Origin of the sequence: Mycobacterium sp. TKK-01-0059 (assembly GCF_000709305.1) — a bacterium.
GTDB lineage: Bacteria > Actinomycetota > Actinomycetes > Mycobacteriales > Mycobacteriaceae > Mycobacterium > Mycobacterium intracellulare.
The window spans coordinates 27,879-52,499 of the sequence record NZ_KL446995.1 but is presented as its reverse complement, the minus strand read 5'-3'; the positions used below and the strand labels follow the sequence as shown (position 1 = coordinate 52,499).

Sequence of the window (24,621 nt, the reverse complement as noted above, 5' to 3'; positions counted from 1 at the left end):
TCACTCCAGGGAACTTGCGGGCATCGCGATGATCGCATGCGCGTTGGCGCCACCGGCGCCGAACGATGAGACCGCGCCGTAGCGGACGTCGCCTATGGGCTCCCACTGGTGCAGTTTTGTCGCCAATCGCAGGCCTGTCAGGTCCCAGTCCACCGTCTCGGTGGGGTTGTCCGAGAAGAGCGTTGGTGGGATCTGACCGTGCTGGCCGGCGAGTAACAGTTTGATCAGTCCGAGGATTCCGGATGCCGCTTGCGCGTGCCCGGCGTTCGACTTCAACGAGCCCAGCCGCGCCTCGGATCCCGCCGCGCCGTAGGTCTTGAAAAGGGCCAGCAATTCCACCGGGTCGCCCGCGCGGGTCGCGGTGCCGTGCCCTTCGATCATTCCGACTTCGGCCGGATCGATCCCCGCCGCGTCAATTGTCTTGCGGATGAGCTGCTCTTGCGCGCGCACCCGGGGTACGAGGATCGGCTTGCCTTTGCCGTTGTGGTTGGTGCGGACGGCCAGGATGCGTCCATAGATCCGGTGTCCCAGTCGGCGTGCGCGGGATTCAGATTCGACAACGACCATCCCCGCGCCTTCCCCCCACACGGTGCCGCTGGCGTCCTCCGAGTAGGCGCGGCAATGCCCGTCAGTGGAAAGCGCATTGAGCCTTGCGAACTCGTAGAAAGCTCCCGGTGACCCCATGACGCACGCCGCGCCGGCAAGCGCCCATTCGCACTCGCCCGTCCGCACCGCCGTGGCTGCCAGGTGTAGTGCGGTCAACGACGACGCACACGCCGAATCGATACACATCGATGGCCCGGACAGTCCAAGGCAGTGCGAGATACGCCCGGCGGCCCCCAGCTGGCCTAGGCTGGCGATCCGATGCCCGCTGTGGGCATCGGCTACGGCTGCACGCGGGCCGTACTCCATCGGGGACATCCCGACGAAACAGCCGACGTCGTCGCCGTCCAGCGCACCGGGGTTTATCCCCGAATTCTCCAGTGCCTTCCACGCCACGCGCATCGCCACCCGTTGCTGGGGCTGCATCACGAGGGCCTCGCGATGCGTGATACCGAAGAAAGGCGGGTCGAATGTTGTTGCGCCGTCGAGGAATCCGCCCGCGTCGAATACCGGCCCCCAGCTGTCTAGCTCGGACACCGAAAGGAGATCGTCGATCGGCCAGCCGCGATCGCGCGGAAAGGGGGCAATCAGTTCCCTGGCTTCGGCAAGTGCGGACCACAAGGCTGCGGGACTGTCGATTCCCCCGGGCGCCTCGACGGCCATTCCGGAAATGACGATCGGGTCGTCGCTGCTCACGCCGTCTGCTCGCGGTGCGCACTAGACGCCAACAACTCCGCGACGGCGCCTATGTGCGATTCCAGGTAGAAGTGTCCGCCGTCGAACATCGTGACCTTGAGGGTGTCGGTATGTTTGCCCCATCCGTACAGATCGCCCATCGTGATATAGGGGTCCTGATCACCGCCCATCGCGTGTACCGGAGCCGCTACCTTGATGTCGTCGGCGCAGGAGTAAACGTCAAAAGCGTTGTAATCGGCTTTGATCACCGGAAGCGCCCGTCTCATGATTTCGCGGTCGGTGAACACATCGGTGCTAGTTCCCTCCAGCGCCGCCAGATGGTTGAGGATCCCCTCGTCATCCTTGGGATGCGGTGGCTTGGCCGCTGCGCGGCAAGGGGCAACCGCCGCGGAGACGTTCAACTGGCGCACATCGATTCCGCTGGCTTCGGCGATACGGACAAACTCGAACGCGACCAACGCACCCATGCTGTGCCCAAACGTGACGATCGGGATCCCGCGATTGTGCTCCGACGTCCAGAATTCGCCGAACGCTCCAGCGGCGATCTCGGGGAGTGATTGCAACGACGCTTCAGCCGCCCGGTCCTGCCGTCCCGGGTACTGGAAAATAATGACCTTGAATGTCGTGCGCAGTGCTTTCGAAAATTCGCGGTACGCCGACGCGCCAGCCCCAGCATGCGGAAAAACCAGCAACGGAACGCTTTCGGGCAAATCCGGTTCGTGGAACTGTCTGATCCACCCCAGTGTGCGCGGCATGCAACGCTACCTTTCGCTTCGTGTCGCTGTATGCGCCGCGAGGAGTCCGCGGCGGCACGACCACCGCATGCGTCATTAACTTAGCGTAGGCTAACATAAGCTCCTCGCCTTCGGGAGATGGCACCGGCCCGTCGTCCGGGTTCGGGGCGGCGCTGGTCGGCCCTATCGGTCACGGATCATGAGGGCGGCGCGCTTGTTCGGCAGGTCGAGCTCCGTGATGCGCTGAAACCCCGCGTGGTCGAGCACCCGGAGCACCCGCACATTGTCAACGTCGGGTTCGGCGACCACCCGGGCGGCTTGCGGATCCGCATCCAGTTGCCATGACGAGACCGTGCGTAGCAGGTCCACCGCCAGCCGCCGTCCGCGACACTCGGGTGGACCCAGCAGCATGTGCACGCCTGCGTCGTGCTCGCGGGCGGGGTAGTACTCGGCCAGCGGATCAAGGTCGGCGCGGTAGAGCTCCCAATAACTCATCGGAAAGCTATCCAACAGACCCAGGTATGGAACCGAGTGCGCGCTGGAGTGCTGTTGTTGCAGATAGGACGCAATCCGGACGCGGGACCACGGCTTCCTCCAGAATCGCGCCACCTCGGGGTCGTTCATCCAGCAATGCATCAGGTCGAGGTCGCCGTCGGGGTCCAGCCGGCGCAGCGAGAATTCGCCCGCGAACACCTCATGATCAACCGCGGCGCGGCATTGCTGCAGATCTAGCATCTGCACCCGTGTACCTCCCGACCGAACGGGCCCATGTGGTGCGCGACGAGCACATAGGGCAATGGGCAATCCGATCTCGTCGCCGCGGCAGGCGCACGAGCCCTGTAACTTAGCGAAGGCTAACATAAGCCCGCAGTCGCGGTACGGTGCCGGCGACGAAGGGATCGTGGATGCGTGTCGTGTCGTTCGGGTTCCGGATCTGGGATGTAGGACGTCCCATGCTCTGATCGATCCGGCGAACTGAATAACGGGAGTGAGGCGAGCCATGGCCGACGACGTCAAGACTTTGGAGCAACGTCGCCTGGAACTGTTACGTTTGCGCATCGCCGAACGCGGTCTGGCGGCGCGGGAGTCGGTCGAACTGGTGCGGATCTGTCCGGGAGAACGTTATCGGCTGTCGCCCGGCCAGCGCCGGATGTGGTTTCTACAGGCCATGGACCCAAGCGACGTTACGCTCAACATCTGCGTCGCCTACCGGCTGACGGGCGCTCTGGAAGAGGCGCGCTTACACGCAGCCCTCAATGAGGTCGTTGCCCGGCACGCCGTTTTGCGTACCACCTACGCGGTGGATAGCGAGGGTGAACCTTATCAAGTATTTTCCGATGACGTTGAGATCGGTTGGCGAACAGTTGATTTGACCCATCTCTCAGAGGCCGAGCGCGAGCGCCAGATCCAGGCGTTGGCGCGAGATGAGTTCGGCCGGCCATTTGACCTCACCGAGGATCGTCCGTTGCGGACAACCCTGATCCGCTCCGGCGCGGACGAATTCGTGCTGATCCTGGTCGTCCACCACATTTGTTGGGATGACGACTCCTGGGCTGTTTTCTTCGGTGAGCTGAGCGCTGCCTATAACGGTCATCAACTGAACGGCCACGCGCCGCAATTCGTTTCGGTCGCGGTGCTTGGGAACGAGGCGGAACCCACCAGTGCCGACATCGGCTACTGGACGGACACTTTGCGGCCGGCACCGGAACCGCTGGAGCTTCCCGGTGTGGGTGCTGCGCAGCCGTCCAGGCAGGCCGAACGTCGAACTCGCGCCCTTCCCGACGACATGTTCGGCAGGGTCGAGGATTTTGCCCGAAACCGTTCCGCTTCACCGTTTATGGTGTTGTTGGCGGCCTTTGGCGTGCTGCTGCGCCGCTATACCGGCGCAGCAGATTTTCTGATCTCCGTGCCGGTCACCGGACGCGGCGGCCCGGCCGAGGGGGCGATCGGGTACTTCGGCAACACGCTATTGCTGCGGATCGTGGCTCGACCGCACGACACGTTCACCTCGTTCGTCGACTCGGTACGCGAAACCTGTTTTGCCGGGTTCGCCCATCAGTCCGTCGGCATCGATCGAGTGGTGCGCGAAGCCAACCCGGAACGGGCTATAGGGCACGATGGCATGGACCAGCTGGTCCGCTTGGGTTTCAGCATGCGCAACAGCGCAAGTGGATTGATACTGGACGGTGTCACGGTAGGACAACTCGAATTGGGCGCGGTAGCCGCCCAGCTTCCGTTGGCCTTGACGGTTGTGCTCGACCCAAAGGGAGTATCGGTCGAGCTCGAGCACCAGACCGACGTGTTGAGCTCGGCACTCGTTGATCAGATGCTGACCCATTATCTGCAGCTGTTGAACAACGCCCTGGCCGAACCCGAACGTCGCCTCACCAAATTGGACTTGCTCGGCGCCGGCGAGCGGGAAGCCGTCCTGGCGCAGTCGCACGGGGAAGTTGTCGCCACGCCGGCCACCACGATGGTCGCGATGCTTGAAACAGCCGCGGCCGTCGCTCCCGACGCGGTCGCGCTCGTTTCCGACGCGGGTGAAGTGACCTATGCCGACCTGCATGCTCGCGCGAATCGTTTGGCGCGCTGGCTTATCGGACGAGGCTTCGGTGCGGAGGACGTCATCGGGCTGCGCATGACCACGTCGATAGAGTTCATCGTCGCGCTGCTCGCCGTGCTGAAAGCCGGTGCGGCCTACCTGCCGATCGACCCCGCCTATCCCGACGACCGCATCCAATACCTCGTCACGGATGCCCGACCCCAGACGGTTATCGGGCGGCGGGAACTCGACCCCGCCGAAGATGCCGCCGCACAGTTGTCGGACGCCGTGCTCACCGATGCCGACCGGCTACGTCCGTTGCGTCCCGACCACTTGGCTTACGTCATCTACACGTCCGGTTCCACCGGGCGGCCCAAGGGCGTGGCTGTCTCGCACCGCGCGATCGCCGAGCACGTGGATGGTTTCATTGCCGAGTGGAGCGTGACCGGAGAAGACCGGTGGCTGCAATCGTCGTCGGTGAGCTTCGATGCTTCACTGGCAGACATCTTCATCCCGTTGTCGCTTGGCGCACAGCTGATCGTGCCCAGGCCCGAGGCCTTCGGGGACATCGATTACGTTGCCGAGCTGATCAATCGCCGCGGCGTCACCGTGCTGCACATGGTGCCCTCCATGCTGAGCACCCTGCTGATGCTGCCGCAGGCCAGCCAATGGCGGCAGTTGCGTCATGTGCCGGTGGGCGGAGAAGCGCTTCCCACTGAGGTGGCCGACAAATTCGCCAGCTACTTCGACGCGGAGCTACGCAATCACTATGGCCCGACCGAGGCCGTCGTGTGCTCGACACACAAGCGGGTCGCGGGGTCGCAGGGCGCGCGTGTGGTGCCGATCGGCGTGCCGAACCGCAACGTCTACGCCTATGTGCTCGACGAGCAGTTGCAACCGGTGCCCGCGGAGGTCGTCGGTGAGCTGTACCTCGGTGGCATTCAGTTGGCGCGTGGGTATCTCGGTCGTCCCGGGCTGACCGCGCAGCGATTCATCGCCGACCCTTTCAATCCCGGCATGAGGCTGTATCGATCCGGAGACCTGGTCCGCCGCAACATCTCTGGCGACCTGGAATTCGTCGGCCGAGCCGACGAGCAGGTCAAGATTCGTGGCTTCCGCATCGAGCTCGGTGAGGTCGAGTCCGTGATCACAGCGCATCCAGCGGTGCGGCACTGCCTCGTATCCGTGGAAGACACCGAGGCTGGGCCCATGCTGGCCGCGTACCTGGTGCCAGCGGCTGATGAGCACCTCTCCGCCGACTCAGATCTCGATGAGATACGCGCACATGCCGCCTCGGCGCTGCCTGAATACATGGTGCCCAGCGCATTTGCGGTTATCCATGAGATCCCGCTGACTGTGAGCGGCAAACTGGACAAACGGGCACTGCCCGCACCTACGCCTATCGCCGTGCGCCGCTACCGTGAGCCGGCGACCGAGACCGAGCGCCGGATGTGCTCGATTTTCGCCGAGCTGTTCGGCTGGGAGCGTGTGGGTGCTGACGACTCATTCTTCGGGCTGGGTGGCCATTCCCTGCTGGCGGCTCGGCTGGTCGCGCAGATCCGTGCCGAATTCGGCATAGAGCTGACCGTTCGCGCCGTGTTCGATACGCCCACCCCGGCCGGATTGGCGGCTGCGCTGGTCGAGCAGTTCCGTGCCGAGTTCGATATCGACCTTGACGCGATGGACGCCGAGGACACTTTCGACGACGCAACGACGGCGTCGCAATCGAGCCGCCCAGAACTCGTCGAATCTGTTCGCCCGGAGCGGCTCCCGTTGTCCTACTCGCAGCTCGCCGCGTGGTTCCAGTATCGGATGGAAGGGGCGGGGGACGGCTTTAACATGCCCTTTGCGCTTCGGTTCGACGGTCCCCTGGACATCGTCGCCCTCACCGAGGCGGTCAACGACGTCGTTAAGCGCCACGAGGCCCTGCGCACGAACTTCGATGAGCACGAAGGCGTTCCGTATCAAATCGTGCACCCGAGCTTGCAGTTGGAACTAAAAGTCCGGAAGGTCACCCCGGACGGCTTCGATGACGCGGTGGCGCAGCTGCGCCGGCACGTGTTTACGCCCGAGTCGGGGCCGTTGATTACGGTCACCCTGTTGGCGCTGGGCACGGATACGCATGTGCTATTGGTGGTCGTTCACCACATCGTCAGCGATCACGCCTCTCTGGGGATCTTCTTTGACGACCTCGTCACCGCCTACCGCGCGCGGCACCAAGGGCAGGCGCCGCAGTGGACCACATCGCCGATCCAGTTCGTGGACTACGCACTGTGGCAACGAGATGCATTCGCTTCCCTATGGGGACAGGCTGAGCTGGCGTATTGGCGTGACGCCCTCGCTGGGTTGCCCGACGAGGTCTCGGTTGCCCACGATTATTCCCGCCCGCCGGCGCTCGGAAAGCGTGGGGAGGTGGTGACTTTCACCGTGCCCGCCACCCGCCGGGCGTCCTTGACACAGCTTGCCGAGCAAAATGTCGCCAGCGAGTTCATGGTTTACCAGGCCGCCCTGGCGGTAGTGCTGCACAAGCTCGGCGGAGGGACGGACATTCCGCTCGGCAGTCCGGTCGCGTCCCGTGTCGAACCGATCACGGCTAATCTGATCGGCTTGTTCGCCAACGTGGTGGTGCTGCGCGACGATCTGTCCGGTGATCCAAGCCTGCGCACCATGCTCACCCGTAGCCGCCACACGGTGCTCGACGCATTCGCACACCAAGAGCTGCCCATCGAACGTCTGGTTGAGGCTCTCAACCCACCGCGCTCGCGGTCCCGAAACCCGCTGTTTCAGAACATGATCCACTTTCGCGGAGAGGACTGGGCGCTGATACCGCGCCCTCTCACCGAGACCGGCGGCACCACGGTCGTACCGCTTCCGATGGACTTCGAGGTCTCACTACTGGATCTGGACGTGGGCATGAGCGTGACGCCGGGCGGTGAACTCGACGTGCGCGTCGTCGCCAATGCCGATCTCTACGAACCTGCGACGGTTGCCCTTATCGCCGCCGCTCTGAACGCAGCACTCGATGCGTTCGCGACGGCGCCGGACCGTCCAGTGTCCAGCGTGGAGTTGCTTCCCACGGATGATTTGGAGAAACTTTTCGCCCCGCCGGCCCCGCCCATCGCTGCGCCATCGAAACCGGCCACCGCAGGCTCGGTGGAAACCGAGCGGATCCTCATCACCTTGCTGGAGGAATTGCTCGACGTCACCGGTCTCGATCGCGACGACAACTTCTTCGCGCTCGGCGGTGACAGCATCATCTCCATTAAATGGTCGGCGCAGGCCACCGCGCAGGGACTGGCCTTCACGCCGGGAATGGTGTTCGAGTACATGACCATCGGCGAGCTGGCCGCGGCGGTCGACGCGGCAGCGGGTGAGCCGGCGGCCGAGGCGGATTCGCCGCCGAAGCAGGAATATACGCCGATGAGCGCGTCGGGCCTGACCCCCGATGCGTTGGCGCAACTCAACGCATCCTGGCTCAACCAGTCGTGACGGCACCCGTGAGGTATTTGTGACCACAGCTCCGCCGCAGATCGAGGACGTGCTCGCTCTCAGCCCTTTGCAGGAAGGGCTGTTTGCGTTATACCGATTGGCGCAGGACAGTATCGACCTTTACAGCATGCAGTTCGTCGTCGATGTCGACGGACCAGTCGATCTCGAGCTGCTCCGCCGCAGCGCTCAAGCCATGCTGGTCCGACACCCGAATCTGCGCGCCGCCTTCTGGGATCGTGATGTACCGAAGCCCGTGCAGATCGTGCCCACGCAGGCCGAGCTGCCCTGGTCCGAACGGTTCGCACCGCCAACGGAATTCGATGCCATCGCACGATCGGAGCGGCGCCGCCCGTTCGATCTGAGTCGTGGACCGGCATTGCGGGTTGTGCTGCTTGGCACTCCCGGCGAGACCAGGCGCCGGATGATTTTCACCGCCCACCATATTCTGGTCGATGGCTGGTCCCTCGCCGTGTTCTTCACCGAGATGCTCACCGTGTATCGGGCGGGAGGATCGACCGACGGGCTACCGACCGCGCGCCCGTACCGTGACTACATCGTCTGGCTCGCCCAGCAGGACAGGGCGGCCGCGGCCGCCCAGTGGATGACGTATCTGCAGGGTGTGTCCGGCCCGCTCATGGTGGCAGACGGGACCGTCGCCGCGGGCGAGGGCGTGCCGGAAAAGACCGAATTGCTGTTGCCTGCGGCCGATACGGTGCGGCTGCGACAGTGGGCGGGTCGCAACGGTCTTACCCTCAACACCGCGGTGCTATTCGCGTGGGCGGTTGTGCTCAGCAGGCTCACCGACCGTCGCGATGTCGTTTTCGGCACCATCGTGTCCGGCCGGCCGGAAAACCTGCCCGGCGTGGAAACCATGGTCGGACTGTTCATCAACGCCGTGCCGGTGGTGCACCAGGTGAGCACCGCCGACTCGGTGGTGGAGCAATGCGCCCGGTTGCAGCGCGAGTCATCGGCGATGCGCGACATCGGTTATCTCAGCCTGTCGGAAATCCAGCGTGAGCATGGCCGGGGAACCCTCTTTGATTCGCTATTCGTCTTCGAGAACGCACCGATCGAGGACGCTATCCGGACGGTGATCACACCAGACGGAGCCCGGTTCAGTCCGGCAGAGATGGAGAGTCTCACGCACTACCCGTTGACTGTGGTCTCGCACATGCGAGACGACGCGCTGTTGGTACTGGTCGAGGCGATTCCCGAGGCACTTTCGCATCTTCGGCCCTCCCAGATCGGCGAGCGCTTGCTCGCCGTGCTGCGTCAACTCCCCGATATTGGCGACGACACGCCCGATGCACTGGATATTCTCACCACGGCGGAGCGCGCCGAGTTCGAAGGACTTGCGACGCGGCCGCTGCCCACTTCGGAGAGCACTTCGGTGTGGGAGACGTTCGAGCGGCAGGTCCACGACACACCGCATGCCGTCGCCCTGACTACCGGCGGTGGTGAGTGCTATACCTATGCCGAACTACACGCGCACGCTTGCCGGCTCGCGGGGGAGTTGGCGGAGCAGGGCATAGGACCGGAAAAAGTCGTTGCGCTGGTGCTGCCGCGCTCGACCCGATCCATCGTCGCCATCCTGGCGGTGCTCGCCGCCGGTGGCGCCTATCTGCCGGTCGATATCACGTTGCCGAACGCGCGTATCGAATCTATTTTGCGGCAAGCAAATCCGGTACTTGCCATCGCCGAAGCCGGCTACACGGAGTTGGTAAGCGGCCGGGTCGCCACAGTGGTTATCGACGATCGCGCTGCCGCCGAGCGCATCTCGCAACGCGCAGCCGCCACGCCGGCGGTTCGCCGTCACCTCGAGCACAGCGCGTATGTCATCTTCACCTCGGGCTCGACCGGTGAACCCAAGGGCGTCATCGGCACCAATGCGGCTTTACTCAGCTATTTCGCTGACCACCGCGACCGTGTCTACCGGGCGGCTTCGGCGCGCCTGGGCCGCCCGCTGCGGATCGCCCACGCCTGGTCCCTGAGCTTTGACGCCTCGTGGCAGCCCATGGTCGGCCTGCTCGACGGGCATGCAATCCACCTGTTCGACGCCGAGGAGATGCGCGACGCAGATCGGCTCGTGAAAGGGATGGCCGCCAACCAGATCGACATGATCGACACCACCCCGTCGATGTTTCTCCAACTGCGTGCCGCGGGACTTTTGGACCACTCTCTTTCGGTGCTGGCCCTCGGCGGTGAAGCAATCGATACCGCGCTGTGGGAGCAATTGCGCGCTCCGTCGCCAACTTCTAAAACGGCCGTCTACAACTGCTATGGCCCCACCGAAACGACGGTCGAAGCGGTGGTGGCACCGGTCACGGAATATCAAAAGCCGACGATCGGCACCGCAAACGCTGGAACCGTCGGTTACGTCCTAGATTCGGCGTTGCGGATGGTGCCGGACGGTGTGGTGGGCGAGCTCTATCTGTCCGGGGCGCAGCTGGCCCGTGGCTATGTCGGCAGGTCTGCGATGACCGCGGCTCGCTTCGTGGCGGACCCGCTGCGTCCCGGTCAACGCATGTACCGCACCGGTGACCTGGTACGTCGCCTGCCGCACGGCGGATACTCCTATGTGGGACGCTGCGACTGCCAGGTCAAGATACGTGGCTACCGCGTGGAGATCGGCGAGATCGAGGCGGCCCTGCGTGGCCAGCCACAGATACACGATGCCGCGGTTACCGTTCTGCGTCGCGACAGTGGCACAAGCCTCGTGGGTTTTGTTGTGTGGCAGGAGGATATGGCTGCCGACCTGGTGCGGTTGCGTGCCGCGCTCGCTGAACGGCTGCCGCCTTACATGGTTCCCGCCCGAATCGTGGCGATGCCTCAGCTGCCGGTGAACGCGAACGGCAAGCTGGATGGTGGTGCATTGGACCGGCTTGCCGAGGATGCGCTCTTGCGTGTCACTGAAGGCGGGGCGGCATCGGCGTCCACCGACACCGAACGATCACTGTGCAAAATATTCGAAGAACAATTTAACGGCGTAGTGCCGCACATCGACGATGACTTCTTCTCACTTGGGTTAGACAGCATTGTGGCGATCTCGGTGGTCCATAAGGCACGGCGGCGCGGTCTCACATTGAGTCCACGGATGGTGTTCAGCGCTCCGACAATTCGCCAACTCGCTGCTGCTGTCGATGCGGCGCCGGAATCCGATGCGGCCGTCGAAAACATCGAATACGGTGAGATCCCGCCGCTGCCGATGGTGTCCTGGCTCTACGAGTACGGAAACTACCGCCGATTCACCCATACCGTGTTACTGCGATTGCCGTCTGAAATCGACTGTCTATCAATCGAGACGATGCTGCAACTGTTACTCGACGGGCACGACACTCTGCGATCGATTCTGATCGAGACCGCTGAGGGGCCACGCCTGGTTACCCGCGAACCCGGCGTGGTCCGTGCCGCTGACGTGCTCACGCGTGTTGAGCTACCGAAATCGTCCGCCGCGGAATTCAATGCGGTCTTGACACATTCGGCGCGTAAGGTCACCGACGAGATCGATCCCCACTCAGGTGCCATGGTGCGCGCCGTTTGGTTGTCCAGCGCCGGGCAAGGCGAGATGCTGCTGATCACCGCGCATCACCTGGCGGTCGACGTGGTTTCCTGGCACATCATGCTCGGGGATCTCGCGGAGGCGTGGCGCTCGGTGACATCGGGTGCAACGCCGAAAACGATGCCCGAGTTCACTTCTTACCGCCGCTGGTCGGAGCTGATGTGGCAGCGGGCCGCTACGGCCGAAGTGCAAAGCCAGCGCGGTTACTGGACAGCGCAGGTTCACGGGCCCGATCCTGCGCTGGGTAGGCGGCACCCTGATCCGACGCGTGACACGTGGTCGACTCTGCGGGTCACACGGGCACTCACACCGATCGACGTCACTGAGCGCGTGCTCACAGCGCTCACCAGAGATGAGGGCATGGACGAATTCTTGCTGGCCGCGCTCACGATGGCCGTCGCGAGTTGGCGGCGTACTCGTGAACAAAACTTTGCGGCAGGCACGCTCGTCACGATGGAGAGCCATGGGCGCGCGGACGCTATTTTGGGGACCGACACCACCAACACGGTCGGTTGGTTTACGACTGCCTACCCGGTACGGCTCGGAGTGGGTGCATCAGGTGTCGACGCCGAGCAGGCAGAATGTGATCCGGCAGCGGCCCGAGCGCTATTAGATTCCGTGGCTGACCATTTGAGGATGGTCCCGAATGAAGGTCTGGACTATGGACTGCTTCGTTATGTGGACCACGTTCCAGAACTGCAGGATTCTGTCGAACCTCAGATCATGTTCAGCTACTTGGGCCGCCTCGACCTCGCCGGTGGAACGGATCAGCCCTGGTCCTTAATTGCCGGCGACCAAGTCGACGCATTGCCCGTCGACCCTGAGCCAGATCTGCCACTGCGTTTTGCGCTGTACCTCGCCGTGGCGATACGGGGAACACCGGAGGGTCCGCAACTGACGGCTAACTGGCTCTGGAGCGATGCCCTGTTCGGGCACTCCGATATCGAACGACTGACGCAATTCTGGCAGCGCGGCATAGCCGCGCTCGCAGCCGGATTGACTAAAAGCCCCGCATAGAAAGCTGGCGCCCGAACTACCCACCGTCCCGGTCAGCGACCGCACCGCACCGCACCGCATCGCACCGACGGTTGGCGTGCACGCCAATTTCTTTGGGCTCGGCGACGATTCAATGCCGGCTGCCCCGACTCGCGCGCTCTGGCCGTCATTGCACCCCACTGCCTCGACGTCGCAGCATTGACCAACGAGCAGATTCTCGCCGAGGGCTAGTTCGGGGCGGGCGACCCGACGATGATACTGCCGACGCTGCACTCCTGTAGTTCATCGACACCGGTGGCCGCGACGAAAGCGGCGGTATCACCGAAGCCTTGCGCGCACGCGCCGAGGCCCATCGCGGTCGCGGCCAGGTAGATCGTCTGCATGAGGACGCCGACATCTTTGAGGATGGCGGCATAGGCGATCTGCTCGTAGGTCCACATGATGCGACCGCAACGTGCAGCCATGACGACGAGCACTTGCGGCTCGGCACCTCCGGTGAGAGTTGCTGCGGCCGGTTTCAACAGCTGGGACACGGCCTTCGAATCTGGTCCAGCGACAGGGCGTAGCACATGGTCGAACGAGTCGTAGTGGTACATTCCCGGCGCGAGTCCGGCGACATTGCGCACCACAGGGTAGAGCTCCAGCTCATACAGACTGCCACCAGAAGGGTACGGGCGTGACACGAGTTCCTCGCCGTCGGCGACGAGTTCGGTTCTCCGCGTTCGCGCTGTGCGGTAGAGCAGTTCGGCCAACTGCCCAACAGTAATCGGGCGGGCGTCATCGAATGTCCTTGTGGAAACTCGGTCTTCGAGGACGGCCGTCAAAGTCGGGTCCTGCATTCGTATGGCCGCCAGATCGGGAACCTGAAGGGCAATAGGCTCACCCGGATAATTTGTCCTGCGCGCGGGCGGCTGCGGGAATCGACCCTTCGCCCACTTGGTCGGGCCGAAACGCTCCCAGGTGACGGTGCGTTGACCCAGCGTGCTGCGGCGGTGAAACCACAGATCCGGTGCGCTCCAGCTGAGAGCATCGAACCTGCCGTCTTCGTCGCCGAGGTGGGTGAGGATGCCACACCAGTGCAGATCCTCGATGAACCGCGAGGTGACGGCGCTCGGCATGCCTGAGGCGTCTGCTGCGGGCCCGTCGAGTAGGACAAGCAGGCGTGAGTCGTGGATGCGCACATCACACCATGCCAGCGGATGCTCAAGGACGAAGCCCTCTGAGTCTCGGTGCAGTACAGCAAATTTCGATAGCGCGAAGGAACGCGGCGACATCGGCGCCGGCCGTGTCGCGGGCCGCCCGAACGGCAGGATGGAGTAAAAATCGTTCTTTTCGTCGCGGACCGTGACCGTCAGCCAACCGCTCGTGGCGAGCTGATCAATCAGCGTGCCGACACCGCTTTCGTTCGTCGGCGTGAGTATCTCCGACAGCGTTGCCGGCCCGAGATTCAGCGTTTTGAGTGCCTGTAGCTGGCCAGGGGTCAATTGGGTCAGCTTCTCGCTGCGCGGAGGATTCAGCAGCACCGCTCCAGCGGGCGTGACCAAGCAGGTGACACCGGAACGGAACGCGAATCTCGTTTGGCCGGGGTATGTGACGTCGGGCAATCCGCTAACCCTTCCGCTTCCCTATTTGATCCACCATGTCGACTCCCTCAGCGTAAGCGAGGCACAGTTCATGCGGGCCAGCAGTTCCGCGGGCTACATCAGCGATCTGGGGAGCATTTCCCAGACGGCACCGGCTGCGATTCCGAGCCCCAGACTAAGGCCCGCCGCCACTATCGCGGTCCGTGCGGACCATTTCTCCGCCGTGACGACGCTGTCTCTCATGCCTTCGGCGGGCCGCTGGAATGACGGGATGATCCAGCGCAGATAGTAGAAGAGACTAACCACGGAGTTGACGAAGACAACCACGGCGAGCCATGCCTGGCTACCGTCCCACGCCGCCGTCGCCGTGGTGAGCTTGCCGATGAAGACCGCCGTCGGCGGAGTTCCGACCAGGCCGAGCAGCGCGACCACCAGCGCACCGGCCAGCCAGGGCCGAACGTAAGCCAGACCCCGGTAGGAGTCGAGGTGGCGCCGGGCCGGCAGCGCTGTGCTCACAGCGAATGCCGCGCTGTTGGTGAGCGTGTAGCCGGCGAGATAGAAGAGCAACGACGGGAGCGCGAGGTCGCTGCGGCCCGCCACGGCGATCGGAACGAGCAGGTAGCCGACCTGGCTGATCGTCGACCAGCCCAGTAGTCGTCGGGGGTCGTGCTGCCAGTAGGCGGCGAGGTTGCCCAGCGTCATGCTGGCGACGGCGATCACCGCGACCAGTAACGGCCAGGCCGTCTTTCCGGGCAGCACGTCGACCAGGCGGTAGAGCGCGAGCAGCGCCCCGACCTTCGGCACGGTGGTCAAGAACATGGCGGCGGTGCCGTTCGCGCCTTCTGCCGCATCCGGAATCCAGAAGTGCGCGGGCACGCCGCCGGCTTCGAACATCAGGCCCGCGACGACACCGAGCAGTCCTGCGGCGATGGCACCACCTGGTGCGCTGCCAAGACCGGCCGCCAGGTCGCCGTAGCGGGTGGTGCCGGAAGCCCCGTAGAGCACGGTCACGCCGAGCATCAGGACGATCCCGAATAATGCGCCGATCAGGTAGGCCTTCATCGTCGCCTCGGCGCCCTTCGCGGAGCGCACCAGCCCGATCAGCCCATAGAGCGGAATGCCGGCCAGCAGATATCCGGTTATCAGCACGAGCAGATCGTCGGCTCCGGCCAGGACCATAACTCCGGCGGTGCAAAACAGCAGCAGTGCGTACGTTTCGCTTTCGCGGACCGAGCCGGCGATTTCACCGGCGGCCACCGCGAGCACCAACAGCGTCCCGACCATGACCACGATCCGCGCCACGCCCGTGGCGGTGTCGGCGGCGAAGGTGCCGTCAAAAGCGGTCCGATCCGGACCGGCCATCCCGACCACCGCGACGGCGATGGCACCGCACAGCGCGGCGGCGGCGACTCCCCGGGCCCACCACTGCCGGCGCCGGGCCAGGAACGATCCGCTGATCAGCACCACGAGCCCGCCGCCGAACACCAGCATCTCGGGCAGCATCAGCAGCGGCCGCATCCCCGTCTCCACGTCCGGCTACCGCCCGACCAGCCCGACGAGCGCGTGAGCGGCCGGTTCGATCAGATCGAGCAACGGCCGCGGAAACACGCCTATGGCGACGGATAAGGCGAGAAGCATTCCGACAGAACACGTTTCGGAATAACGGAGGTCGGCAAATCCCACCGAGTGTCCGCGCGTCTCGCCCGTGAAGATGCGCTGCAGCGCGAGCAGAAACAGCGCCGCGGTGACCAGAATGCCGGGCAGCGCGACGGCGGTGATCGGTGCGGCGGCGATACTGCCGGTGAAGATCTGGAATTCGGCGATGAAGCCGGAGAAGCCCGGCAAGCCCAGGGAGGCGAATGCGCCGACGGCAAAGAGCCAAGCCAGTTTCGGGGCCGGCCCGGCGAGCCCTCCGAAGGTGTTCATGTCGTATGTCCCAGCGCGCTCGTAAAACACGCCGGCGATCAAAAACAGCGCACCGGTGATCAAACCGTGGCTGACCATCTGGGTGACGGCGCCCGTGACCGCAACCCCGCGAGCCTGGGCGGTGTCACCCGCGATCAGCCCGGCCGCACCGACCGCGAGCACGATGTAGCCCATATGGTTGACCGACGTGTAGGCGACCATCCGCTTGAAGTCGTTTTGGGCCAACGCCACCAGCGCGCCGTAGAGCACCGACACCACGCCGACGACGATGATCACCCACGCCCACGCGCGCCAGGCCTGCGGCAGCATCGGCATTGCTATCCGCACGAACCCGTAGGCGCCCATCTTCAGCAGCACCCCGGCGAGCACCGCCGAGCCGACCGCGGGGGCATCGGTGTGCGCCGGCGGCAGCCAGGTATGGAACGGGACGGTGGGAGTCTTGACTGCCAGTCCCAGCAGGATCGCCGCGAGAACCAAGCCGCCGGCGACGGGGCTGCCGCCCAGAGGTGTGCTGGCGGCCAGGGTCACCATGTCGAACGTGTGCGGCTGGGCCGCGATATACAGGCCGATGAAACCGACGAGCAGCGCCAGCGAACCCAGGAAGGTGTAGAGGAAAAACTTCAGCGCCGACCGGCCGGCGTCGCCATGGCCCCAGCCCGCGATCACGAAATACATTGCCACGATGGATAAATCGAAGAAAACAAAGAACAGAATCAGGTCGGCGGACACGAACAGACCCAGGCTCACCGTCTGCAGGAACAAAAACAGCGCGGCCAGCGGTTTAGGCCGGTCGCGGCCGCGCAGGCTGTAGAGGGCACAGGCCAGAAAGATCACCGCCGTCATGACGACCAGCGGCAGCGATAGCCCGTCGACCCCTAGGTGGTAGCTGCTGTTGACCCCGGGTATCCATCGGGCCTTCTCCTCGAACGCCAATGCACCCGGCCGGGGCGTCCGATAGAGCGCCCACACCACCGCAGTCAGCGCCACATCGGCGGCTGTGACCGCAACCCAAATCCAGTTTGCCGCAGCACCGCCAAGCCGCGGCAGCGCCAGCAACACCAGGGCCGCCGCTAGCGGCAGGAAAACGATCACACTGAGCACGCTCACCTCGCTACGACCAGGACCACGACACCGAATGCCAGCACCACCACAGCCGCGAGGTAGTACTGGTGCAGCTGGCCGGTTTGCGGTCGGCGCGCCAATTCACCGAGCCGGCGCATCCAACCCGCGACCGCTTCCACCGCACCGTCGACCGCGCGAATGTCCGTGTGCGCCAAACGGTGCGCTGCCCGTAGCGAGTGGATGGCGGTTGCCTCCACGGCCCGGTCGAGCACCCGGTCGTCGAATCGCGCCAGGATGCGTGCGAGGCCGAATGTGGGCCGGACGACGAGGAGATGAGCGACCTGCTCCAGGCCGAGCCAGCCGCCTGCCCACCGGGGCTCGGGTACCCACCAGCGCGCCACCGCCGCGACGACGATGACCGCTAGCGCTGCCGAGCCTAGCAGCTCGAGCGCCGTCGCGGGTGGGCTCGCGGTGCCGCGCAGCGCCCGGGTAAGAGCCGAGCCGGCCGGCGGCAACGCCAACACTACCGCCGCTGCGGCGCCGACCGCGAGGACGACGATAGGGGCCTGCTGGAAGGCGTTGGGGCCGAGAGCGTCTCGCGTGACGCCGGGGCTGCTGTCGGCAGCTTTGGTGCGCCACAGCACGGTTAGGACCTTTCCGGCATAGGCCGCCGAGAGAGCCGACGCGGCCAATCCCACGGCGTAGAGGGCGGGGGAGTAGTGCAGGGCTGCGGTCAGCACCGTGTCTTTGGTCGCCCATAGCGACAGCGGCGCAACGCCGGCCAGAGCCAGGGCGCCGACGGTGGCCGACCAGCCCAGGAGCCGCCACCGTCGCGCGACCCCCCAAAGGTCGTCGAGCTGCTTGGTGCCCAGTACCGACAACCAGGCGCCGGCCGCAAGGAACAATCCGGCCTTGGTGAAGGCGTGGGCGATCAGCTGCGCGGCGCCGCCGCCGACGGCGCCCACACCCGCGGCCATCACCACGAATCCGAGCTGCGCTGCGGTCGAGGCCGCCAGCAGCTGTTTGAGATCACGCTGCGCCACCGCGACCGCGCCCAACAGCAGCGCAGTTCCCCCACCTATCCATGCCGCGGCCGGCGCGGCCCACCCGGTGGCCGCGAGCAGCGGCTGCGTCCGCAGCAGCAGATATGCGCCCATGGCGACCATCGCGGCCGAGTGCAGTAGCGCGCTGACCGCGCTGGGACCCTCCATGGCCCGGGACAGCCAGAACGAGAACGGCAGCTGCGCGGCCTTGCCGAGCGCCGCGAGCAGCACCCCGAACGCGATGACGTGCCGCCAGCCGCCGCTCGCGTCGGGCAGGTCGGCCAGCGCAAGCCCCGCGCCACCGGCCAGCGCAGCCGCCGCGGCCAGGTAGAGGCCGAGGTCGGCGGTGCGGGTGGTCAGGAAGGCGGTGAGCCCGGCCGACATTCGGTACTCGTCGCGCCACCTGAACCCGATCAGCGCGTACGACGCCGCCCCCATCACCTCCCACGCCAACAGCAGCGTCGGCAACGTCGTTGCCGACGCGGTTACGGCGACAGCCGAGGCGAATAACAGCATCAACCCGTGGAACCGGCCCGGCGCTTCCCGAATGTCCCCGGCGGCGAATACCAACACCAGCAGCGTCACCGCCGCCACCATCGGAACTACCACCGCGGCCAGCGCATCTATCCGTAACGCGAATTCCGTGCCGGCCATGAACGCCACGGCCAGTTCCGGGCGGGCAAAGCCCACGACGATCGACGACACCAGCATGACTGCCGCCGCGGTCACCGAGATCGCCGCGGCGTACCGCTCGAACCGGCGGCCCAGCAGTAACGTCGCGCCGGCCACGGCCGGCGCGAGGATCAGCAACCACAACCAAAGCTGCGCTGGTGTGCCCCCTGCCACGGTCAGCCGGACAGCTCGGCGGCCATATCGGTCATGTCGGCCCGGTGGTCGCGGTGTAGCAGCGTCGCGACGGCGAAGCCCATCGCCATCTCCACGGTCATCGCCGCGATGATCACCAGCAGCAAAACCTGGCCGGTGGGCGCCGGCGCGAGGAACCACCAAAAGCCCGCGGCGGCAAGGATGATCGCGTTGATCATCAACTCGAGACCCATCATCACCATCACCACGACCTGTTGGGAGAGCGCACCGTAGAGTCCGATGCTGAACAACGCGGCCGCTACCAGCAGCACCGTGTCGAGGGTCATCTCCCGACACCTCCCGGCTGCGGGTCGCGGGCGGGACGTTGTTTCAAGTCATCGCCGAACCGGTCGTAACGGCTCCGCTTGGCCGCCAACACAATCGCGGCCACAATGGTGGCCACCATGATTGGGCTGATAACGGCCATCGCGAGCATCTTCGGTCCCATCAACTCCTCCCCGAGCGCCACGGTGACATCGCGTGGTGGTGCACCGCGCCGCGATGGCCAGTCGACCAGCAGGATCCCGGTCGCCAGCAGAACGAAGGTGCCCACGGCCGCGGTGAGGGCCCGGCGCTTGTCGTGCACCATGCTCATCGGCATCAGCGCCGGGTTCATGCCCATGAACATGACCATATAGACGGCCATCACCGCCATCTCCATCACCATCATCAAGATCGTCACCACGCCGATGTAGTTCTGCGCCAGCAGCAGCACCGCGACACCCACGGCGACGAACGACACCGCCAGCGCATACGTGGCGCGCGCCATCGAGGTCACCCGGAAGACGGCCGCACCGGCGAGCACGGCGATCGCCGCGCAGATCCAGAAGACCACGTCGACGATCATGTATCAGCTCCTCCAAGTAGCGATTATGGCCACGACCAGGTCTTGCAACAGGACGGCCGGCAGCAGGACCACCCAGCCGAACTCCATGAACTTCTCCGGCCGAAAGACGGGAACCCGTCTACGCAGCCATACCAAAACCGTCAGCAGTACAACGGTTTTGAGCAACACCCACAACCAAGCCGGTAGCAACGGTCCGTCGCCGCCGCCGAGGAACATCGGCACGGCGAACGCGGCACCGGCGACCAGCAGCGCGTATCGCCCGGCGTGGAACACTAGCCGGTCCACACCGGAGAGTTCCGTGGTCACGCCGCCGGCGACGTCGGCGCCAAGCGCCGGCGTGAACGGGCCCCATACCGAAAAGGCCGCTACCCCAAGACAATAGACGACAAACGCGATTGGCATCCATACCGCGAACCACAATTGCTGCTGAGCCGCGGCGACCGCGCCGACACGCAGGCTTTGGGCTGCAATGGCCGGAGCGACCAGCGCGAACATGAGCGGGAGCTCATAGCCCAGGCCGTGGGCCAGGAATCGGTAGCCGCCGATCAGCGAATGCGCCGAATTCGGACCCCAACCGGCGAGCCACACCAGCGCCCACACCATCACGTCCATCGCGTTGAACCACACGACGCCGACATCGAGATCGAACAGCGTCCATCGGCCCAGCGGCACCACGGTCACCATCAACATGGCGGCGACGATCAGACCCGTGGCGCCGACCCGCCACAGCATCGCGTCCGCCGCGACGATGGTGCGCCGACGCTGCCGCATCAGCCGCGCCGCCTCCCACAGCGGTGTGGCCGCTCCGCCCGTGCGGACACCGTTGCCGCGGTCGGTCAGCACACCATCGAGGGAGGCGGCATAGAGGCCGAGTGCTCCGAGCAACCCGGCGGCGCCGAGCGCCCAGACGCCTGGCACCGACGTAACCGTCGGGTCACCCATGAGGGATGCTCTCGTTTGCGCGCGCGGTGTCGATGCCGAGACTGGCGACTACCAGGCGGGCAGTGGCCATGTCCAGGCCGCGCACCAGGGCCGGTAGCACATCGCTTATCTTTGTCGAGTCAAGTTCAAATAGACTGGAATTTAAGGGTTCTCGCAACAGAGTGCGCGCTAGACCGACTCGGGTGAGTAGCCGGTCGTAGGTATCGCCGGCAAGTGCCGCGGGCAGCTCATGACGGTCGAGACTTTCAGATGTCAGCGGCGCGAGGTCGCGTAACGACCAGCGCAGCAACCTGGACTTGCCGAGCATCTTGTGCAGGCCGTCGAGCAGCTCCCGCGCTCGGTCAACGTCAGAGTCGCCCAGCAACAGGTCCCTCGCCTGCCGCGCTATGGCCGCCGCCCGCGGCCACCCCGACAACTCCAGCAGATCGACGACGTGGTCGCACTGTCGGGCAGCCACCACCAATTCGGTGCGTTCCGGCGGGGCCTTATATCGGCTTTCATGGTCGTTATCGACGATCCATGCCTCGGCCTCGGCGAGGACGTCTCCCTGCAATGAGCACCGCAATACCAACCCCGCCGGCCAGTGCGGGAGGACCGGGCCGAGACGCAAGTGCAGGACATCCATCTCGAGGCCATCGCGGTCCTCTCCGCCTTCGGCCAGAGCAATGCCGGCGGGTGCCATCTCCATGCCGCCGTGGTCCATGCCGTGGTGGCCACTATGGTCCATCGCGCCGTGGTCCATGTTGTGGTGGTCCATGTCGCCGTGCTCCATCGCGCTGTGGTCCATGCCGTGGTGGCCATTGTGGTCCATTGCGCCGTGGTTCATGCCGCGGTGATCCGTGCCGCCATGGGCTGTTCCGCCGTGGTGGCCACTGTGGTCCGGGCGGGGCGATTGTGCGCGATCACGGGCGTCGTCTCGTTGTCGCCCGCAATCGAGCAGCTCCGCGCCTGCGCGGTCCAGCGCAGAATCGATCGACTCCTTGTCAGTAATGTCGATGCGGACACGGGGGCCGGGCAGTTGGTCCCAGATCCTTTCGACGACTTCGCCCAACTCGGACCCGGGCATGCCGCATACCGCTAGTGCATCGGCGTCCGCCGGGGACACCGCTGCACACCAGCCCCGAGCAGCGACACAGCGCTCCACCGCTGCGCGCAGAACCCAATCGCCTGGGACCTCGACGGTCAGGACGTGGACCCGGCGGACAGCAGCTCGGGTTAAGGCGGCGGTCATACCCATCGCAGTGCGCCCTCCCGCCACGCCCACGCGACCGCGACGAACAACGCGGCCAAAAATAGGAACATCTCGACGATCGCGGTGGTGCCCATCTGTGCGACGACCATGGCCCATGGGTACATGAACAGCATCTCGACGTCGAAAGCGAGAAAGACCAGTGTCGCTGGATACCAGCGCACGTGATACCGGGACAGCGCGTGCTCCTCGGGCCGCCACCCCGACTGGAAGGGAAGCGACGTCAACGCGGCCGCCCACACCGCCGTGAGCCGGTGCATCCCATACGCGCCGGCGACGCCCGCTAGGGATACCAGCAGCGTCGAGGCCACACCGGCATACATCGCTGCACTCCTTTCACCCGTGCAGGCCACAGGGTCTTGTCCACGTCCCCACATGCGCAGTGCACCCGGATTATGGCCTACCACGCCTCCACGACGCCCCGAAACCGATCGCCGCCCTGCTGGGTCCGGGCCGCCGCGCCGCCGCCGGCGACCTGAAGCAGTCTGGGAGTTGACTCGCAATGGTTGTGCAGCGCCAATCATCTTGCAGGCTAGTTGATTTCGGCTGGCCCAGCGTCGTGCAGGCTCTTTGCTCTTTCGATCGAGGTGCGGCTGGCGCCTCTGGGTGGATGTTAGGCCCAGCTGGACCCAACGGCGCTGTCGGTGGAGGCCATGTTGGCCCCGGCAGTTTGGACTTTTGCCCATGGGCGTTGGCTTGCTCGTAGATGACCTGGAAGTTGCGGCCCAACTGGGTGATGAACTCTTGGCAGGCCACCGAACCCGCACCGCCCCAAAAGTCCCCGGCGGCAAGCACATCACGGATGATGGCCTGATGCTCGGCCTCCAGGAAAGCGGCCTGGGCGCGGATCAGCGCGCCATGGGCGTCGACGTCGCCGAATTGGTAGTTGATGCTCATCGTCGGTTCTCCTAACTGCCTAGCATCTGCTGTGAGGCTTGCTCTTGCTGTTCGTAGTTGTTGGCGTCGCGGATCAGGCCGTCGCGCACCCCGTGCAGCATGGTGACGATGTTGCGGAACGCAGTGTTCGTTTGGCCCATGGTGTCGTAGGACGCGGCCTGAGCGGTCCCGCTCCATCCGGCACCGGCAATGTTCAGCGAGGACCCCCACATCTTGCGGGCTTCATCTTCGACGGTTTGGGCGTGCACGTCGAAACGGCCTGCCATGGATCGCATCTCGTTCGGATCGGTCATCAAGCGTGCAGTCATTGGAGTGTCTCCTTACCTGGAAATCATCAGTTTTGCTCGACGTGGCCGGCGTCATGGCCGCCTGCCAAAACGAATTGGTGCTCTCCTTTGTTATCCGACGGTCGCCGAGGGCGGTACCACTGTCAGGCGGGGCATGAACCGGAGGTCGGTTTCGCCGACGTTGCCTATGCCGCGCCCGGCCATCGTTGCCATCGGCGCGCCGAGCATGCTTGCGGGAGCCCCCGTTGTGGCTCCTGGGGCAGTGGCCAGGCTGGTGCTGGGCAGCGCCGTCGCGGCAGGACTCATTGCCGGGGCCGCCGAAGCCCAGGCTTGGGGCACCGACAACGCCCCGACCGTGGCCGCCCGGCCCACGCCCGCCGACACGGCTGCCCCGCCGAGTCCTGCTGAGCCGGGTGCTCCCAGCGCGCTGGACGCGAGCGCGCCCGTCAATCCCGGTCCCGAAGCTGCGGTGCTGGCGGCGGTGACGGCCGGCATCAAATTCTTCATCTGATTCGCGTTCGAGAGCAGCGAACTCGATATCCACCCAACCGAACTTGTCATCGACAACGCCGGATTCATGGAACTGAGCGACGAACTCAACGACGACAGCGACCCCGTGGACGACTCGGATGTGGACGACAGCGGCGACGCGAGCTGCTGCAGAGCCGTCGGCACCGTGGAGGTCACCTGTGACAGGACCGCCTGCGCGTCGGTGCTGGCCGAGCTTCCGACAGCTTGGCCGACCGCGGTTCCCTGTCCGGCCAGGCCGGCCGGGTTGCTGGCGGGCTGCGGCGGGATGAACTGGGTCAGGAGCGACGCACTCGCCGAGGCGGCCGCGTAGCCATACATCGCGGCGACGTCCTGGGCCCACATCGCCGCGTACTGTGCCTCGGTGGCCGCGATCGCGGGCGTGTTTTGCCCGAGGATGTTGGTCGCGATCAGCGACATCAACAGGCTGCGGTTGGCCGCGATGACTGGTGGCGGCACCGTCATCGCAAAGGCCGCCTCATAGGCGGCCGCGGCCGCCATGGCCTGCGAAGCCGTCAGCTGTGCCGTGGCGGCAGTGGTGTCCATCCACGCCACGAAGGGGGCGCTCGCGGCGGTCATCGCCGCCGACGCCGGACCCAGCCACGGTCCGCTCGTCAGCCCTGAAACCACCGAGGAATACGAAGCGGCCTCCGAATATAGCTGCTCGGCGAGTCCTTCCCAGGCCGACGCTGCGGCCAGCATCGAGCCCGGCCCCGGACCGGCATAGATCCTTGCCGAGTTGATTTCGGGTGGCAAAGCAGCGAAATCCATCAT

The 24,621-nt window shown here is 65.2% G+C and carries 16 protein-coding genes and 1 pseudogene; 2 read left to right on the top strand and 15 right to left on the bottom strand.

Annotated features, from left to right (window positions below; genetic code table 11):
* From K883_RS22430 to K883_RS22420, 3 genes are all read right to left on the bottom strand, one after another.
* On the bottom strand, positions 1–1,299 hold the full coding sequence (locus tag K883_RS22430) for a beta-ketoacyl [acyl carrier protein] synthase domain-containing protein (protein WP_014711836.1): 1,299 nt from the start codon (positions 1,297–1,299) through the stop codon (positions 1–3).
* Positions 1,296–2,054, bottom strand: coding sequence for a thioesterase II family protein (locus K883_RS22425; protein ID WP_014711835.1), 759 nt, complete (start codon positions 2,052–2,054; stop codon positions 1,296–1,298). Before K883_RS22425 ends, K883_RS22430 begins: the two co-directional genes overlap by 4 nt.
* Before the next feature lie 162 nt (positions 2,055–2,216).
* Positions 2,217–2,774 carry a GNAT family N-acetyltransferase gene (locus K883_RS22420; RefSeq protein ID WP_014711834.1) on the bottom strand — a complete coding sequence of 186 codons (558 nt, stop codon included), beginning with the start codon at positions 2,772–2,774 and terminating at the stop codon, positions 2,217–2,219.
* Positions 2,775–3,033: 259 nt separating this feature from the next.
* On the opposite strand from K883_RS22420, the gene K883_RS22415 reads away from it, so the two are divergent.
* Both K883_RS22415 and K883_RS22410 read left to right on the top strand, forming a co-directional pair.
* The gene (locus K883_RS22415) at positions 3,034–8,064 is read left to right on the top strand and encodes a non-ribosomal peptide synthetase (RefSeq protein WP_014711833.1); all 5,031 of its coding nucleotides are present in this window, start codon (positions 3,034–3,036) and stop codon (positions 8,062–8,064) included.
* Positions 8,065–8,083: 19 nt separating this feature from the next.
* Entirely contained in the window at positions 8,084–12,640 is a 4,557-nt protein-coding gene (locus tag K883_RS22410; protein WP_014711832.1) for a non-ribosomal peptide synthetase, read from the top strand.
* Positions 12,641–12,846: 206 nt separating this feature from the next.
* On the opposite strand, the gene K883_RS22405 is transcribed toward K883_RS22410, so the two are convergent.
* From K883_RS22405 to K883_RS22350, 12 genes and pseudogenes are all read right to left on the bottom strand, one after another.
* A complete protein-coding gene (locus tag K883_RS22405) occupies positions 12,847–14,223 on the bottom strand; it encodes a SagB family peptide dehydrogenase (protein ID WP_020822733.1) in 1,377 nt (458 codons plus the stop codon).
* A 93-nt stretch (positions 14,224–14,316) separates the two neighbouring features.
* The gene (locus K883_RS22400; protein ID WP_014711830.1) at positions 14,317–15,720 is read right to left on the bottom strand and encodes an NADH-quinone oxidoreductase subunit N; all 1,404 of its coding nucleotides are present in this window, start codon (positions 15,718–15,720) and stop codon (positions 14,317–14,319) included.
* 18 nt (positions 15,721–15,738) lie between these two features.
* A complete protein-coding gene (locus K883_RS22395; protein WP_014711829.1) occupies positions 15,739–17,229 on the bottom strand; it encodes a complex I subunit 4 family protein in 1,491 nt (496 codons plus the stop codon).
* A gap of 2 nt (positions 17,230–17,231) precedes the next feature.
* On the bottom strand, positions 17,232–19,049 hold the full coding sequence (locus tag K883_RS22390) for a proton-conducting transporter transmembrane domain-containing protein (protein WP_014711828.1): 1,818 nt from the start codon (positions 19,047–19,049) through the stop codon (positions 17,232–17,234).
* 32 nt (positions 19,050–19,081) lie between these two features.
* Positions 19,082–19,384, bottom strand: a complete 303-nt coding sequence (locus K883_RS22385) for an NADH-quinone oxidoreductase subunit NuoK (protein ID WP_014711827.1) — start codon at positions 19,382–19,384, stop codon at positions 19,082–19,084.
* A complete protein-coding gene (locus tag K883_RS22380) occupies positions 19,381–19,944 on the bottom strand; it encodes an NADH-quinone oxidoreductase subunit J (RefSeq protein ID WP_014711826.1) in 564 nt (187 codons plus the stop codon). The genes K883_RS22385 and K883_RS22380 overlap by 4 nt, the downstream gene beginning before the upstream one ends.
* A gap of 3 nt (positions 19,945–19,947) precedes the next feature.
* Positions 19,948–20,886: an NADH-quinone oxidoreductase subunit H gene (locus tag K883_RS22375; protein ID WP_014711825.1), complete on the bottom strand. Its 939-nt coding sequence runs from the start codon at positions 20,884–20,886 to the stop codon at positions 19,948–19,950.
* Complete coding sequence (locus K883_RS22370) at positions 20,879–21,952, bottom strand: hypothetical protein (RefSeq protein WP_050593740.1); 1,074 nt, start codon at positions 21,950–21,952, stop codon at positions 20,879–20,881. The genes K883_RS22375 and K883_RS22370 overlap by 8 nt, the downstream gene beginning before the upstream one ends.
* A 161-nt stretch (positions 21,953–22,113) precedes the next feature.
* The gene (locus K883_RS22365) at positions 22,114–22,458 is read right to left on the bottom strand and encodes an NADH-quinone oxidoreductase subunit A (RefSeq protein ID WP_014711822.1); all 345 of its coding nucleotides are present in this window, start codon (positions 22,456–22,458) and stop codon (positions 22,114–22,116) included.
* 290 nt (positions 22,459–22,748) lie between these two features.
* A pseudogene (locus tag K883_RS27245) lies at positions 22,749–23,032 on the bottom strand (WXG100 family type VII secretion target).
* 11 nt (positions 23,033–23,043) lie between these two features.
* Positions 23,044–23,340 carry a WXG100 family type VII secretion target gene (locus K883_RS22355; protein ID WP_014711820.1) on the bottom strand — a complete coding sequence of 99 codons (297 nt, stop codon included), beginning with the start codon at positions 23,338–23,340 and terminating at the stop codon, positions 23,044–23,046.
* A 90-nt stretch (positions 23,341–23,430) separates the two neighbouring features.
* Entirely contained in the window at positions 23,431–24,621 is a 1,191-nt protein-coding gene (locus tag K883_RS22350; protein ID WP_014711819.1) for a PPE family protein, read from the bottom strand.

Bases quoted from the DNA above. Each gene is read 5' to 3' on its own strand.
- K883_RS22425 (WP_014711835.1), bottom strand. From the start codon at position 2,054: ATGCCGCGCACACTGGGGTGGATCAGACAGTTCCACGAACCGGATTTG.
- K883_RS22415 (WP_014711833.1), top strand. From the start codon at position 3,034: ATGGCCGACGACGTCAAGACTTTGGAGCAACGTCGCCTGGAACTGTTA.
- K883_RS22400 (WP_014711830.1), bottom strand. From the start codon at position 15,720: ATGCGGCCGCTGCTGATGCTGCCCGAGATGCTGGTGTTCGGCGGCGGG.
- K883_RS22385 (WP_014711827.1), bottom strand. From the start codon at position 19,384: ATGACCCTCGACACGGTGCTGCTGGTAGCGGCCGCGTTGTTCAGCATC.
- K883_RS22380 (WP_014711826.1), bottom strand. From the start codon at position 19,944: ATGATCGTCGACGTGGTCTTCTGGATCTGCGCGGCGATCGCCGTGCTC.
- K883_RS22375 (WP_014711825.1), bottom strand. From the start codon at position 20,886: ATGGGTGACCCGACGGTTACGTCGGTGCCAGGCGTCTGGGCGCTCGGC.
- K883_RS22370 (WP_050593740.1), bottom strand. From the start codon at position 21,952: ATGCCCGGGTCCGAGTTGGGCGAAGTCGTCGAAAGGATCTGGGACCAA.
- K883_RS22365 (WP_014711822.1), bottom strand. From the start codon at position 22,458: ATGTATGCCGGTGTGGCCTCGACGCTGCTGGTATCCCTAGCGGGCGTC.
- K883_RS22355 (WP_014711820.1), bottom strand. From the start codon at position 23,340: ATGACTGCACGCTTGATGACCGATCCGAACGAGATGCGATCCATGGCA.
- K883_RS22350 (WP_014711819.1), bottom strand. From the start codon at position 24,621: ATGATGGATTTCGCTGCTTTGCCACCCGAAATCAACTCGGCAAGGATC.